Annotated in this window: 13 protein-coding genes; 4 read left to right on the top strand and 9 right to left on the bottom strand. The window is 56.6% G+C overall.

Annotated elements, in window-relative coordinates:
• Window positions 1-244 precede the first annotated feature (244 nt).
• Window positions 245-967, top strand: coding sequence for an ATP-binding cassette domain-containing protein (locus KQJ19_RS06695; RefSeq protein ID WP_049282683.1), 723 nt, complete (start codon window positions 245-247; stop codon window positions 965-967).
• Here the strand turns inward: KQJ19_RS06695 and bioD are convergent.
• From bioD to bioB, 4 genes are read right to left on the bottom strand one after another with little or no spacing between them, the layout of a single operon-like run.
• Window positions 933-1,631, bottom strand: a complete 699-nt coding sequence (gene bioD / locus KQJ19_RS06690) for a dethiobiotin synthase (protein WP_216403460.1) — start codon at window positions 1,629-1,631, stop codon at window positions 933-935. The genes KQJ19_RS06695 and bioD overlap by 35 nt on opposite strands.
• A complete protein-coding gene (bioC, locus tag KQJ19_RS06685) occupies window positions 1,624-2,379 on the bottom strand; it encodes a malonyl-ACP O-methyltransferase BioC (protein WP_016156049.1) in 756 nt (251 codons plus the stop codon). Before bioC ends, bioD begins: the two co-directional genes overlap by 8 nt.
• Window positions 2,363-3,520 carry an 8-amino-7-oxononanoate synthase gene (gene bioF / locus KQJ19_RS06680; RefSeq protein ID WP_200079514.1) on the bottom strand — a complete coding sequence of 386 codons (1,158 nt, stop codon included), beginning with the start codon at window positions 3,518-3,520 and terminating at the stop codon, window positions 2,363-2,365. The genes bioC and bioF overlap by 17 nt, the downstream gene beginning before the upstream one ends.
• Window positions 3,517-4,557, bottom strand: coding sequence for a biotin synthase BioB (gene bioB, locus KQJ19_RS06675; protein ID WP_029139462.1), 1,041 nt, complete (start codon window positions 4,555-4,557; stop codon window positions 3,517-3,519). The genes bioF and bioB overlap by 4 nt, the downstream gene beginning before the upstream one ends.
• A 76-nt stretch (window positions 4,558-4,633) precedes the next feature.
• On the opposite strand from bioB, the gene bioA reads away from it, so the two are divergent.
• Window positions 4,634-5,923: an adenosylmethionine--8-amino-7-oxononanoate transaminase gene (gene bioA, locus KQJ19_RS06670; RefSeq protein ID WP_046274629.1), complete on the top strand. Its 1,290-nt coding sequence runs from the start codon at window positions 4,634-4,636 to the stop codon at window positions 5,921-5,923.
• A gap of 57 nt (window positions 5,924-5,980) precedes the next feature.
• Window positions 5,981-6,457: a kinase inhibitor gene (locus KQJ19_RS06665; RefSeq protein WP_016156043.1), complete on the top strand. Its 477-nt coding sequence runs from the start codon at window positions 5,981-5,983 to the stop codon at window positions 6,455-6,457.
• Window positions 6,458-6,513: 56 nt separating this feature from the next.
• On the opposite strand, the gene hutH is transcribed toward KQJ19_RS06665, so the two are convergent.
• From hutH to hutI, 5 genes are all read right to left on the bottom strand, one after another.
• On the bottom strand, window positions 6,514-8,034 hold the full coding sequence (gene hutH, locus KQJ19_RS06660) for a histidine ammonia-lyase (RefSeq protein ID WP_049282678.1): 1,521 nt from the start codon (window positions 8,032-8,034) through the stop codon (window positions 6,514-6,516).
• A 1-nt stretch (window position 8,035) separates the two neighbouring features.
• Window positions 8,036-9,721, bottom strand: coding sequence for a urocanate hydratase (gene hutU, locus KQJ19_RS06655; protein ID WP_216403459.1), 1,686 nt, complete (start codon window positions 9,719-9,721; stop codon window positions 8,036-8,038).
• A 125-nt stretch (window positions 9,722-9,846) separates the two neighbouring features.
• Complete coding sequence (locus KQJ19_RS06650) at window positions 9,847-10,566, bottom strand: histidine utilization repressor (protein ID WP_016152334.1); 720 nt, start codon at window positions 10,564-10,566, stop codon at window positions 9,847-9,849.
• 87 nt (window positions 10,567-10,653) lie between these two features.
• Entirely contained in the window at window positions 10,654-11,595 is a 942-nt protein-coding gene (gene hutG, locus KQJ19_RS06645) for a formimidoylglutamase (RefSeq protein ID WP_216403458.1), read from the bottom strand.
• A complete protein-coding gene (hutI, locus tag KQJ19_RS06640; protein ID WP_216403457.1) occupies window positions 11,592-12,815 on the bottom strand; it encodes an imidazolonepropionase in 1,224 nt (407 codons plus the stop codon). The genes hutG and hutI overlap by 4 nt, the downstream gene beginning before the upstream one ends.
• A 223-nt stretch (window positions 12,816-13,038) precedes the next feature.
• Between hutI and KQJ19_RS06635 the strand changes: the two genes are divergently transcribed.
• Window positions 13,039-14,322: a putative acyl-CoA thioester hydrolase gene (locus KQJ19_RS06635; RefSeq protein ID WP_047502440.1), complete on the top strand. Its 1,284-nt coding sequence runs from the start codon at window positions 13,039-13,041 to the stop codon at window positions 14,320-14,322.
• Window positions 14,323-14,692 lie beyond the last annotated feature (370 nt).

The raw sequence follows: 14,692 nt of genomic DNA, 5'->3' as shown, positions 1-14,692 counted from the left end.
GCGGCCCGGAATGGCCGGGATCTTGCTCGCATTTTCATCATTTTCTTGCCTGCACCATTACGACACCGCCAGGCACTGGCAATGTGCACAAAACAACGCCAGCCCTCCGGCCAGCCAGACGTTACCGCCTGCGCGGTACACTCTCCTGCTGTTTTTTGACCCTAATCCCTCTTCTGGCAAGAGAATTGCAATTTTCTTCCGACGACCTGTACGTGGGGCGGATAGCATCATGCTGGAGGAATCTATGTTGAGTCTTCGCGCAGTGAATCATTATTACGGTAATCAACACTCCCTATGGGATGTGGATCTCGACCTGCTGCCCGGTAAATGTACCGGTGTGCTGGGGCTTCCAGGGATGGGAAAGACTACGCTGACCAATTGCATTATCGGCAATTTACCGATCGAAAGCGGCACCATGTTCTGGCATCAGGCTGGCGCGCCGCCGCGCGACCTGAGTCCCATTCCGGCGGCAAATCGCATCGCGCTGGGCATTAACTACGTTTCACAAGAGAGACGGATTTTTTCGCAATTGACGGTAGAGGAAAATCTGCATATTGCGCGCCAGGCGGTTGAGGAAAGCGAAACGATGAACAGCAGTGATATTTACCGCCTGTTTCCACAGTTGTTCGTACTGCGTCAGGCCAAAGGGGCGGCATTATCGGAAGATGATCAGCACCAGCTTGCGCTCGCCAGCGCGCTGGTCACACGCCCGCGCCTGCTGATCCTCGATGAGCCCACGCGGGGAAGTGGCCAGGCATATATCCACAAACTGGGGAACCTGGTTGTAAGGTTAAGCCAGGAGCTCGGCATCGCCATAATGCTCGCGGAGCAGAGCCTGCCGTTTATTCGTCGGGTCGCTGACTGCTACTGCCTGTTACACCGTGGGCGCAACGTGGCTCAGGGGCAAATCACACAGCTCAGCAACCCGCTAATCAACGACTGGGTGACGCCACAGACAAAACGCTAAGATCGATATAACGTCCTGTCGATGCCCGCTCCGGCTCTTCTACCAGCCAGGGAATTTCCCCCAGCAGCGGAGCCGCAAGCACACGCCTGAGCGTTGCCATATATTCAGCATGACGCTTGCCAGGTGGCGTCACATCATTGGCGACCCATCCGGCAAGCGTCAGTCCGGCCTGCTGCACCGCCTGGGCGGTCAGCACAGCGTGGTTGATGCAGCCGAGCTTAACGCCAACCACCAGAATAACCGGCAGTTGCTCTGTTTTCACCCAATCAGCAAAACTCAGCGTTGGCGAAAGCGGCGTAAACCATCCTCCAGCACCTTCCACCAGCACCCAGTCAGCCTGTTGTTCCAGCGCGCGTAAACCCGCAGACATTACAGAGGCCTGAATAGGGCGACCTTCGTCCGCGCTGATGATATGCGGTGAGGTAGGTTCCGCGAAGGTATAGGGGTTGATAGCCGCATAGTCCACCATCACAACGCTGTTGCGCTGTAATGCCAGGGCATCGCTATTACGCAGACCTTCAACCGTCATTTCACTGCCCGACGCCACTGGCTTATAGCCGACGGTTCGCAATCCCCTCTGCCCCGCCGCCTGCAGCAACGCGCAGCTGGCGATAGTTTTCCCCACTTCGGTATCCGTCCCGGTGACAAAAAAAGTGTTAGTCACGTTGAATCACTCCCAAAAATAGATGATAGGTCAGCGGATATTTCCCCTGCTGGCAGGGCCAGGCTAGCTGTAGCTGGCGCAGCTGCGAGCGGGTGAGAACGCGCGGCTCGCGGCCATCATGCAAATGCGTCGCGCCAATGCCCTTCAGCGAGCGCATGGCGCTCAGCGCATCGTCAAACCACAGCGTGACAGCATGAGACTGGTATTCAACGTCCCACCCATGCAGGGCGTTTTCCAGTTGCTCCACGGGCAAAAAACGATTGGCGTGCTCTCGCTCATCAACCGCTCGCCACGCCTGACGAAGTTCCGGCATTGACCCCTGCGCCAGGGTACTAAACGCCACCGTCCCGCCAGGACGCACCACCCGGTAAAGCTCACGTAACGCGCCGCGCAGGTCACTGCACCACTGTACGGCCAGATTGCTCCAGGCCAGGTCGAAAGTAGCAGCAGCCTGCGGAATGGCTTCAATATCCGCCAACAGATAGCGGTGGGCGACATCGTGACGCTGCGCTTCAGTCAGCATTTGCGCCGACAGATCCAGCGCGCAGACCTCGCTCCCCTGCTCCCGCCAGTAACGGCTCATACGCCCAGGCCCGCAGCCCGCATCTAAAACCTGAGAGAATGCCCGACCATCGAGTCGCGCCAGTAACGCATCGGCGCTCTGACGCTGGAGTTCCGCGTGTTGCTCATAGTGAGTAGCCGCGCGGCCAAACGCGGCAGCAATCGCCTGCTTATTGACCTGCGCCATGCAGCACCTCCAGTAAGCGATCGATATCCTGGACTTCATGCGCCTGGGTCAGCGTAAGCCGCAGCCTGGCCGTACCAACCGGCACCGTCGGTGGGCGAATAGCCGTCACCCAGCATCCCTGTTGACGTAATGCCGCCGCCAGCTGCAAGGCTTTATGATTGTCGCCCACGATCAGTGGCTGAATGGCGCTGTCTGACTGCGCCAGCGTTAAGTCCGGCGTATTCACCCCAGCGCGAAAACGCTGGATCAGCATCGCCAATTTTTCTCTGCGCTCATCGCCTTCGCGGCTGCGGATCACCTCCAGCGCGGCGCGCAAGGCCTGGGCCTGCGCCGGAGGCATACTGGTGCTGTAGATCAGATGACGGGCAAACTGCAGCAGATAATCGGCCACGCTGTCTGAGCACAAGATTGCCGCACCGCTGACGCCAAACCCTTTGCCAAACGTCACCACTAACAGCTCGGGTTTCACCTGCTGTCGGGAGCACGAACCGCGCCCTTCCTCACCGCTGACGCCAATCCCGTGCGCATCATCCACCAGCAACCACGCGCCATGCCGCTCTGCCACCGCGTGAATTTCCGCCAGCGGTGCGCTATCGCCATCCATGCTGAACACCCCTTCAGTGACCACGAGTTGTTGCCCCGGACAGGGGGTGGTCAGCAGACGTTCCAGATGTTGCGGATCGTTATGGGTAAAGCGACGTAGCACGGCAGGGCTAAGGCTGGCAGCTTCCAGCAGTGAGGCATGGCTGAGCCGGTCAGCAACAATCCGGTCCTCTTTGCCCATCAGCGCGGCAATGACCGCCTGATTAGCGGCAAAACCGGAGATAAACAACAGCGCCCGTGAATAGCCGAGCCATTGCGCCAGCTCATCTTCCAGCGCCTGATGAGCAACGGAATAACCGCTGACATGACCCGAGCCGCCGCTGCCGACGCCAAAACGCTCAGCGCCTTGCTGCCACGCGCAGATAATATGCGGATGGTGGCTTAAGCCAAGGTAGTCGTTGCTGGAAAAGTTCAGGTACTGGCGACCGTCGGCCTGCAGCCAGCGACCGGCGCCCTGCGTCACCGCATAGCGCCGACGCAGCGCATCAGCACGACGACGCGCCGTTAACGCATCGTCTATTTTTTGCTGCCAGGTCATACGGTTGCCGCGTTGTAGTATTCGTCGGTATCCGGGGTACGCAGCGCCTGCTCCAGGCGTTGCTGCTGTTCGTTATCACCCGCCAGCACCGCCGTTTGCTGCGGATTGAGACCCAGCTTGCGAAACAACAGCAAATCCTTATCTTCGTTCGGGTTCGGCGTGGTCAGCAGTTTGCAGCCGTAGAAAATCGAGTTAGCCCCGGCCATAAAGCACATCGCCTGGGTTTGTTCGTTCATCTGCTCGCGTCCAGCTGAAAGACGGACATATGAAGTCGGCATCATGATCCGCGCCACGGCGATAGTACGAATAAAATCAAAGGCATCCACATCGTCGTTATCGGCAAGCGGCGTGCCTTTCACTTTCACCAGCATGTTGATCGGCACGCTTTCTGGCGGCGTTGGCAGATTCGCTAATTGCAGCAACAGACCCGCGCGGTCGGTCACCGTTTCCCCCAGTCCCACAATCCCACCGGAGCAAACTTTAATGCCCGCCTCACGCACTTTATCCAGCGTATCCAGGCGCTCCTGGTACGAACGGGTTGTGATGATATTGCCGTAGAATTCCGGCGAGGTGTCGAGGTTATGGTTGTAGTAGTCCAGACCCGCATTAGCCAGCCGCTGGGCCTGATTTTCGTTCAGCGTACCCAGCGTCATACACGCTTCCAGCCCCAGTTCTTTTACGCCCTGAACCATCTGTTCCAGGTAAGGCATGTCGCGTTCGTGTGGATTCTTCCACGCCGCGCCCATGCAAAACCGCGTTGAACCGGCCTGTTTCGCTTTACGCGCAGAGTCCAGTACCTGTTCAACCTCCATCAAACGTTCCGTTTCCAGACCGGTTTTATAGCGGGAGCTTTGCGGGCAGTATTTGCAGTCTTCCGGGCAGGCACCGGTCTTAATCGACAGCAGCGTACTGACCTGAACCTGCCGCGGATCAAAGTGCTGACGGTGAACCTGCTGCGCTTCAAACAGCAGATCCAACAGCGGTTTTTCAAATAATTCGGTGACTTGCGACATTGTCCAGCGAGAAGAATGAGCCATATTGGTATACGTTTCGTTATGAGTTTGGTGTAGACTCGTAAACCTAAATCTTTTTAATTTGGTTTACAAGTCGATTATGACAACGGACGATCTTGCGTTTGACCAACGCCATATCTGGCACCCTTACACCTCCATGACCTCCCCGTTACCGGTTTATCCGGTGGCGCGTGCCGAAGGTTGCGAACTGATTTTAGCCAGCGGTGAGAGGCTGATAGACGGCATGTCATCCTGGTGGGCGGCGATCCACGGTTACAATCACCCACAGCTGAACGCCGCGATGAAAACGCAGATTGATGCCATGTCACATGTGATGTTTGGCGGCATTACCCATGCCCCGGCCATTGCGCTGTGCCGCCAGTTGGTGGCGATGACGCCAGAGGCGCTGGAGTGCGTTTTTCTCGCGGATTCAGGTTCGGTCGCCGTAGAAGTAGCAATGAAAATGGCGCTGCAATACTGGCAAGCCAAAGGCGAATCCCGTCAGCGTTTCCTGACATTTCGAAACGGTTATCACGGCGATACCTTCGGCGCGATGTCGGTCTGCGATCCCGACAACTCGATGCACAGTCTGTGGAAGGGTTATCTGCCGGAGAACCTGTTTGCGCCCGCCCCGCAAAGCCGCATGGACGGCGAGTGGGACGAACTGGATATGGTGCCTTTTGCCCGCCTGATGGCCGCGCATCGCCACGAGATTGCGGCGGTGATCCTTGAGCCGATTGTGCAGGGCGCTGGCGGCATGCGCATGTATCATCCCGAATGGTTAAAACGCATCCGTAAGATGTGCGACCGTGAAGGGATCCTGCTGATTGCCGATGAAATCGCCACCGGATTTGGTCGTACAGGCAAGCTTTTTGCCTGTGAACACGCCAACATAACTCCGGACATTTTGTGCCTCGGCAAAGCGTTAACCGGCGGAACCATGACACTTTCCGCCACCCTGACCACGCGTCAGGTCGCGGAAACCATCAGCAACGGTGAAGCCGGATGCTTCATGCACGGTCCAACCTTTATGGGTAATCCGCTGGCCTGCGCCGTCGCCTCCGCCAGCCTGTCGTTACTCGAAACCGGCGAGTGGCGCTCACAGGTAGCGGCTATTGAAGCGCAACTGCGAACAGAACTCGCCCCGGCGGCAGACTCCAGTTGGGTAGCCGACGTGCGCGTACTCGGCGCCATCGGTGTGATCGAAACCACGCATCCGGTGAATATGGCGGCGTTACAGAAGTTCTTTGTTGAACAGGGCGTGTGGGTACGACCGTTTGGCAAACTGATCTATCTGATGCCGCCGTACATTATTCAGCCCGATCAGTTGCGTCGTCTGACCCAGGCCGTAAACGAGGCTGTGCGCAGTGCAACATTTTTTAGCGATTAATCAGCGGTAAGCTCTACGGTTCCTGGCTACACTTTTTGGCTAACGAGAGGAGTCAGCATGAAACTAATCAGTAACGATCTGCGCGATGGCGAAAAGCTTGCGCATCGCCACGTCTTTAACGGCATGGGATATGACGGGGATAATATTTCCCCGCATCTGGCGTGGGATGACGTGCCCGCAGGGACCAAAAGCTTTGTCGTGACCTGCTACGATCCTGATGCACCAACCGGCTCCGGCTGGTGGCACTGGGTGGTGGTAAATCTGCCAGCAGATACCCGCGTACTCACGCAAGGCTTCGGCTCCGGGCTGGTTGCGCTGCCGGATGGGGTGATTCAGACCCGTACGGATTTTGGGAAAGCAGGTTATGGCGGTGCTGCGCCGCCGAAGGGGGAAACCCATCGCTATATCTTTACGGTTCACGCATTGGATGTGGAGCGTATTGATGTCGATGAGGACGCCAGCGGCGCGATGGTTGGCTTTAACGTTCACTTCCACTCGCTCGCCAGCGCCTCGATTACGGCGATGTTCAGTTAAGCTGTGTTGTGCCGGATGTCGGCTTCGCCGCATCCGGCCTACTAAACAAGGCTTATCTACAGAAATTCAGGCATCAATTTCAACAACGTCCCCTGGGCTAACAGTTCGGTTGCGCACTCAATATCCGGAGCAAAAAAGCGATCCTGCGTATAGTGGGCAACCTGCTCGCGCAGAGCCTGGCGCGCCTGCTCCAGCAGCGGGCTTGAGGTTAACCCTTCACGCAGGTCAATCCCCTGACACGCCGCCAGCCACTCCACGGCAATCACGCCGCGCGTATTCGCCGCCATCTCCCACAACCTGCGCCCCGCTGCCGGTGCCATAGACACATGATCTTCCTGGTTGGCGGAGGTCGGCAGGCTGTCCACGCTGTGCGGATGCGCCAGCGCTTTGTTCTCGCTCGCCAGCGCGGCCGCGGTTACCTGAGCAATCATAAAGCCGGAGTTCACCCCGCCGTTTTTCACCAGGAACGGCGGCAACTGCGACATATGTTTGTCCATCATCAGCGCAATGCGTCGCTCTGATAACGCCCCGATTTCCGCAATCGCCAGCGCCAGATTATCTGCCGCCATCGCCACCGGTTCAGCATGGAAGTTGCCGCCGGAAATGACATCGCCCTCTTCGGCAAACACCAGCGGGTTGTCGGAAACCGCGTTGGCTTCTACCAGCAAGACCTCCATTACCTGACGCATTTGCGTCAGGCACGCCCCCATCACCTGCGGCTGACAGCGCAAAGAATACGGATCCTGCACTTTTTCACAGTTATGATGCGACTGAGAAAGCGCGCTGGTGTCGGTCAACACGTGGCGGTACAACGTTGCGGCATCAATCTGCCCACGCTGTCCTCGTGCGGCATGAATACGGGCATCAAACGGACGACGAGAGCCCAAAACGGCTTCGGTGGTCAGCGCCCCACACACCGTCGCAGACGCGAACAGCTCCTGGGCTTCAATTAACCCGCGCAGCGCAAAGGCTGTGGAAGCCTGAGTACCGTTGAGCAGCGCCAGCCCTTCTTTCGCCTCCAGCGTAATCGGCTCCAGCCCGGCCTTTTTCAGCGCTTCGGTCGCCGGAAGCCATTCCCCCTGCCAGCGCGCTTTACCTTCGCCCAGCAGCGTCAGAGACATATGCGCCAGCGGTGCCAGGTCACCCGATGCGCCCACTGACCCTTTCGCCGGGATCAGCGGATACACCCCGGCATTCACCAGCGCAATCAGCGCTTCAATCACGCTGAGACGAATACCCGAAAAACCCCGCGCCAGGCTGTTGATTTTCAGCACCATAATCAGGCGTACCATCGCGTCATCGAGCGCCTCACCAACGCCTGCCGCATGGGAAAGCACCAGCGAACGCTGTAAATTCTGCAAATCTTCCGTGGCGATACGGGTCTGAGCCAGCAGGCCAAAGCCGGTATTAATGCCATACGCCGTACGGCCTTCAGCGACAATATTATTGACGCAGGCGACGCTTGCGTTGATCGCATCAATCGCCCCGGCATCCAGGCTCAGTTTGACCGGCTGCTGCCAGATGTCGCGCAGTTGCGCAAAGCTCAGATGACCCGGCGTTAATGTCATGGTGTTCATATCAGCGTTTCTCCTGCGTCGCCGCGACCATCGGCAAATTCAGCCCTTCTTCGACGGCGCAATCCACCGCAATGTCATACCCGGCGTCGGCGTGGCGCATCACCCCGGTAGCCGGATCGTTATGTAATACCCGGGCGATACGCGCTGCGGCTTCATCAGTGCCATCGCAAACAATCACCATCCCGGCATGCTGGGAGAAGCCCATTCCTACCCCGCCACCGTGATGCAGTGACACCCAGGTTGCACCGCTGGCGGTGTTAAGCAGCGCGTTCAGCAGCGGCCAGTCGGATACTGCATCAGAACCGTCGCGCATGGCTTCGGTTTCGCGGTTCGGGCTGGCGACGGAGCCGGAATCCAGATGATCACGGCCAATAACAATCGGCGCAGACACTTCGCCGCTGCGCACCATTTCATTAAACGCCAGCCCCAGTTTTTGACGCCATTCCAGACCGACCCAGCAGATACGCGCCGGTAATCCCTGGAAGTTAATCCGCTCACGCGCCATATCCAGCCAGTGGTGCAGATGTTTATCGTCAGCCACGATCTCTTTCACTTTGGCATCCGTTTTATAAATATCCTGCGGATCGCCGGAAAGCGCCACCCAACGGAACGGGCCAATGCCGCGGCAGAACAGAGGGCGAATATAAGCAGGGACGAAACCAGGGAAATCAAAGGCGTTTTCCACGCCCATCTCTTTGGCCATCTGGCGAATGTTGTTGCCGTAATCAAACGTCGGCACGCCCATTTTGCTGAACGCCAGCATTGCCTCGACGTGCGTTGCCATTGAGCGTTTCGCCGCCTGTACCGTGCCCTGCGGATCGGACACCGCTTTCGCCTGATACGCTTCCCAGCTCCAGCCGGACGGCAGATAACCATGCAGCGGATCGTGGGCGCTGGTCTGGTCAGTGACCATATCCGGGCGCACACCGCGCTTCACCAGTTCCGGCACAACGTCGGCGGCGTTAGCGCATAGCGCAATGGAGACCGCTTTCCCCTCACGGGTGTACTTTTCGATACGCGCCAGCGCGTCTTCAAGCGATGTCGCCTGCTCATCCACGTAGCGGGTACGCAGACGGAAATCGATCCGGCTTTGCTGGCACTCAATATTCAGCGAGCAAGCACCTGCCAGCGTTGCGGCTAACGGTTGCGCCCCACCCATGCCGCCCAGCCCGGCGGTCAGCACCCAGCGTCCGCTCAGGTTACCCTGATAATGCTGACGCCCGGCCTCAACGAAGGTTTCATAAGTCCCCTGCACGATGCCCTGGCTGCCAATGTAGATCCAGCTCCCGGCGGTCATCTGGCCATACATCGCCAGCCCTTTGGCGTCCAGCTCGTTGAAGTGTTCCCAGGTAGCCCAATGTGGCACCAGGTTAGAGTTGGCAATCAGTACGCGCGGCGCATTGTCATGGGTTTTGAAAACGCCAACCGGTTTACCGGACTGGACCAGCAGGGTCTCATCGGTCTCCAGTTCGGTCAGCGCGTTGACGATGGCGTCATAACATTCCCAGTCCCGCGCGGCGCGACCAATCCCGCCGTATACCACCAGCTCATGCGGATTTTCCGCCACATCGGGATCCAGGTTGTTCATTAACATGCGCAGCGGCGCTTCGGTCAGCCAGCTTTTGGCCGTTAACGTGGTGCCGCGTGGGGCACGAATATCCTGCTGACGGTACTTGCTATGAGACATGGTAGAGCACTCCTCGCGAACGATCGGACAGATAAGTAACATATACTTGTCTATACAAGTTGTCGCAAGCGTGCTTTTAACAAAAAAGATACAATTTTATTATACTGCGGCAGCAATCACGCTTTTCAGGACATAAACCGCCCTTGCAGGCGATAGCGGGAACCCGGGAAGAGCAAACGGGCATGAGAGACAATAGATGACGCAGACCAGGTTTTACGGCGGATCAGCAGGCAGGGATCGTGTTCTTTGATATTCAGCAGCGCGCACTCTTCGGCACTGGCGCGGACCGCTTCAACAATATGCTCGCCTTCCGTTAAAGGGGCTATCAGCGACAGATAAGCGTGCGGCGTAGTCTGGCTGTAATCCTGCGCCAGATACGCTGGCACAATTTCGGCATTCACGCAGCGATCTTCAATCTGCACCGGCAGTTCGTTCTCGTAGTGCACCATGACAGAGTGAAAAATGGAGGTGCCTTCTTTGACGTTTAACACCAAAGCCTGCTGCGCGCTTGCCTGGGTTCGTTCCAGCGTGATCACCTCGCAGCGGTGCTGATGCTGACGGGCGTTGATTTCATCCGCGATGCTGCGAATTTCAAACAGCGCAGACTGGCCCTTCGGCTCGGCGACAAACGTCCCTACGCCCTGCAAACGAACCAGTAACCCTTCATCCGTTAACTCACGCAGCGCCCGGTTGATGGTCATGCGGCTGAAACCATACTGCGCCACCAGCTCCGCCTCAGAGGGAATGCGATCGTGAGGTTGCCAGATACCGCTGGCAATCTTTTCGCTGATCTCCTGTTTGACCTTTTCGTAAAAAGGTGCCGGAGCAGAACGGGATGGGAGCATGCGTAAGCCTTCCTTAAGCTGAGAATGTGAGTGGGTACAGTTTACAGGCATTACCCGAACCTGATAAGCGCAACGCCATCAGGTATATCAGTGCCACCAGTGCGCGATTTGCCAACCTAATCGCGCCGCAACGCGCGCCGCTCTGCCATCATCGTCAAAGCGTGGATTAAATTCAACCATATCCACCGCCTGCAGTTTACCGCTACGACACAAGGGTTCAATCAGACTCAGCAGCGTCGCCAACGGTACGCCCAGCGCAGCGGGTGCCGACACGCCGGGCATTTCCCACACCGGCAGCACGTCGAGATCGATAGTCAGATAGATAACATCCAGGTTGGCGACAAACTGCGCTAACTGCGCCTGCGCCGTTGCACAGAACAGATCCTCCACCACGGTCACACCGAGCCGTTGCGCCTCATCCCATAGTGCCAGGGTGTTTGCCGCCCGACTGACGCCGATACAGGCATAGTGAAATTCCCGCTGCTGTTCATCGCAAAGCTGCGCCAGTTGGCGAAACGGTGTACCGGAAGTAGCCTGATCGGCATGGCGCAAATCGAGGTGGGCATCGAAGTTGAAGATCCCCACTTTCGCCTGCGGGAACGCATCCAGCACGCCTGCGCCGTGCGCAAATGCAGTTTCGTGTCCTCCCCCCAGAACAAAGGTACGCATATTCTCCTGCTGACAGCGCTGCACCGCATTGCGTAGCGCCTGCTGCGCGCCCTCAAGGTCGGGGGCCTGGGCCACAATATTTCCCAGATCTACCAGCCGATGATGCCCATCGTGGCTGGCTAAATTCGCCAGCGCCTTGCGCAGCACATCGGGCGCTCCGGCGGCTCCCGTCCGGCCCTGATTACGTTTCACGCCTTCGTCGCAGGCAAACCCAAGCAGCGCTATCTGCTCGCGATACATTTCTGGGCTAAATGTCGGGCTCAGCGTGATCGTCTGAAACAGGCGCAGCGCATTCGGCGATTCGGCGCGGTCATCACGTCCCTGCCACAGCGCAGGTGAAACAGGTTGCCAGTGAGTCATACTATTTGTCCTTTGAATACGCGTTGGTAGAGCGGATTACGCCCCGGTTCATACAGGATCTCGACCGGGAGAGTTGCATCCCACACCACAAAATCGGCCACAAACCCGGCCTTCAATTGACCATGAGTGGCATGACGTCCCAGCGCCCGGGCCGCATGTCGGGTGACGCCCGCCCATGCTTCTTCCGGCGTTAAGCCAAACTGAACGCAGGCCATATTCATCGCCCAGTGCAGGCTGATAAACGGGCTGGTACCTGGGTTAAAATCTGTCGCCACCGCCATCGGTACCTGATACTGACGCAGCAATGCCACCGGCGGACGCTGTTGCTCTTTAAGGAAATAGAATGCGCCGGGCAGCAGTACGCCGACCGTACCGCTTTGGCTCATCGCCGCTACTCCCGCTTCATCGAGATATTCAATATGATCGGCGGATAACCCGTGGTAGCGGCTTACCAGCTGTGCGCCACCCAGCAATGACAGCTGTTCAACATGGCCTTTAATCGGGATGCCCAACGCCTGCGCGGCCTGAAACACCCGCTCGCTCTGCGCCAACGAAAAACCCACGCTTTCACAAAACAGATCGACGGTCTCGAACAGCCCTTGTTCCCACAGCTGCGGCAAAATGGTCTCGCACACCAGCGTAATATAGCCGTCAGGATCATCCCGATATTCTGATGGAGTCGCATGGGCAGCCAACAGCGTGGGGCTTATTTCAATGATATTCTCCGCCGCCAGCGCCGCTGCCACGCGCAATATTTTCTCTTCTGTCTGCAAATCCAGGCCGTAACCGGATTTTATTTCCAGCAACGTAACGCCTTCTTTGATCAGCTGTTCCATACGCTGATGCGCTAGATGTAAGAGTTGTTCATCACTGGCGCTGCGGGTCGCTGATACCGTGGCATTGATACCCCCGCCCTGGGCGCTTATCTGCTGGTAGGAGACACCGTTTAGCCGCTGCTCCCATTCACCTGCGCGGTTTCCACCAAAGACCAGATGCGTATGACAGTCAATCAGGCCAGGTGTAATTAGCCTGCCCTGCATATCAAAGGTATTGTCATGTGTGAGATAGAGCGATGACTCCGGGACGATATCGCGAATCTTCCCCTCGCGGACGATCAGCGCATGACCCTCCACCAGCCCATACGGGGTGTTACGTTCGGGATCCATGGTCGCCAGACGAACATTGCGCCAGATAACATCATCAGGGAAGAATTGCTGCATTCGACTCACCACTTGTCATAGGTTGTATAGACATTTATTTTTGATTATACGGATGTTGTCAACCTGAAGGACCGTAATTGTTATGTATTTGTGATATAAGGACTCTCCGCGCCGGGCATTGCGGCGATAAAAACAACTTTTTACCTTTTAACCTTCCCGTTTCGCTCAACTTAGTATAAAAAAGCAGGCTTCAATGGATAACTTTCAAAGCCCGGAGCAACCTGTGAACATATCATCAGTTTCCCGTCTGGCGCTGGCAATGGCTTTTGGCGTGACGCTGACCGCCTGTAGCTCTACGCCGCCCGATCAAATTCCTTCCGATCAGACCGCGCCAGGTACCTCTTCGCGCCCGATCTTGTCGGCCAATGAAGCGAAAAACTTCGTTGCTGCGCACTATTTTTCCGCGCTGACGCCAAACACCGCGCCGTGGAGCCCTTCTGCTATTTCTCTGCCTGCACAGCCTGACTTCGTGGTTGGCCCGGCTGGGACTCAGGGCGTCACCCATACCAGCATTCAGGCTGCGGTTGATGCAGCAATCATCAAGCGTACTAACAAACGTCAGTACATCGCGATTATGCCGGGCGAGTATCAGGGCACGGTATATATCCCGGCAGCAACGGGAAGTCTGACGCTGTACGGCATGGGCGAAAAACCGCTGGATGTGAAAATTGGCCAGGCTATTGATGGTGACATGAGCACCGCAGACTGGCGTCGTACGGTGAACCCGGGCGGTAAATACATGCCGGGTAAACCGGCGTGGTATATGTTTGATAATTGCCAGAACAAGCGCGGCACAAATATTGGCGTGATGTGTTCTGCCGTCGTCTGGTCGCAAAATAACGGTCTGCAATTGCAGAACCTGACCATCGAAAACAATCTGGGTGACAGCGTTGATGCGGGTAATCACCCGGCCGTTGCGCTACGTACCGATGGCGATAAAGTGCAGATCAATAAGGTCAACATCCTCGGTCGCCAGAATACGTTTTTCGTGACTAACAGCGGCGTACAAAACCGTCTGGAAAACGATCGTCAACCGCGTACTTTGGTAACCAACAGCTACATTGAAGGCGATGTGGATATTGTTTCCGGTCGCGGCGCCGTGGTGTTCGATAACACCGATTTCCGCGTTGTGAACTCCCGTACTCAGCAGGAAGCCTATGTGTTTGCACCAGCGACGCTGTCAAACATCTACTACGGCTTCCTCGCCACAAATAGCCGCTTCACGGCGAGTGGTGATGGCGTGGCGCAGTTGGGCCGCTCGCTGGATGTCGATTCAAACACTAACGGTCAGGTCGTTATCCGCGACAGCGTGATCAACGAAGGCTTTAACATGGCAAAACCATGGGCTGACAGCGTTATCTCGAAGCGTCCTTTTGCCGGTAATACCGGTGCAGAAGATGACAAAGGTGAAATCCAGCGCAACCTGAACGACACCAACTTCAACCGCATGTGGGAATACAACAACCGCGGTATCGGTAGCAAAGTGGTTGCCGAACCGAAGCAGTAATCACAGCCATCAAACCGCTGGCGGGAACACTCCCGCCAGCCCCCTTCACCGCTTTCAACGTCTTTTCTTCACACAGGTAATATTTTCACCGACGCAGGTTTAAATTGATCGCGTGAATCAATCTATTTATAGCCATAATAATTCGAGTTGTATGAAGGCAAGCCCAGGCGCTTACCTAAGTAAGTTACAGTAACGTTTAACTGGACAAATATTGTTTTGCCGCTAAACTCACTTTTTAACCTAAAATAGATAAAAAGCCAAGCCATATTAATTTTAATATATGAGCATTGTCAATATATATCACTCTCCGGAAAAGGAAGATTACCGTAACTTTTTCTAAAAATAAATCAAAAAACCCGTTACGATATTT

It is taken from the genome of Citrobacter sp. S46_ASV_140, from assembly GCF_018919545.1.
GTDB classification, from domain to species: Bacteria; Pseudomonadota; Gammaproteobacteria; order Enterobacterales; family Enterobacteriaceae; genus Citrobacter; species Citrobacter braakii.
This window is presented reverse-complemented; position numbering and strand designations above follow the sequence as displayed.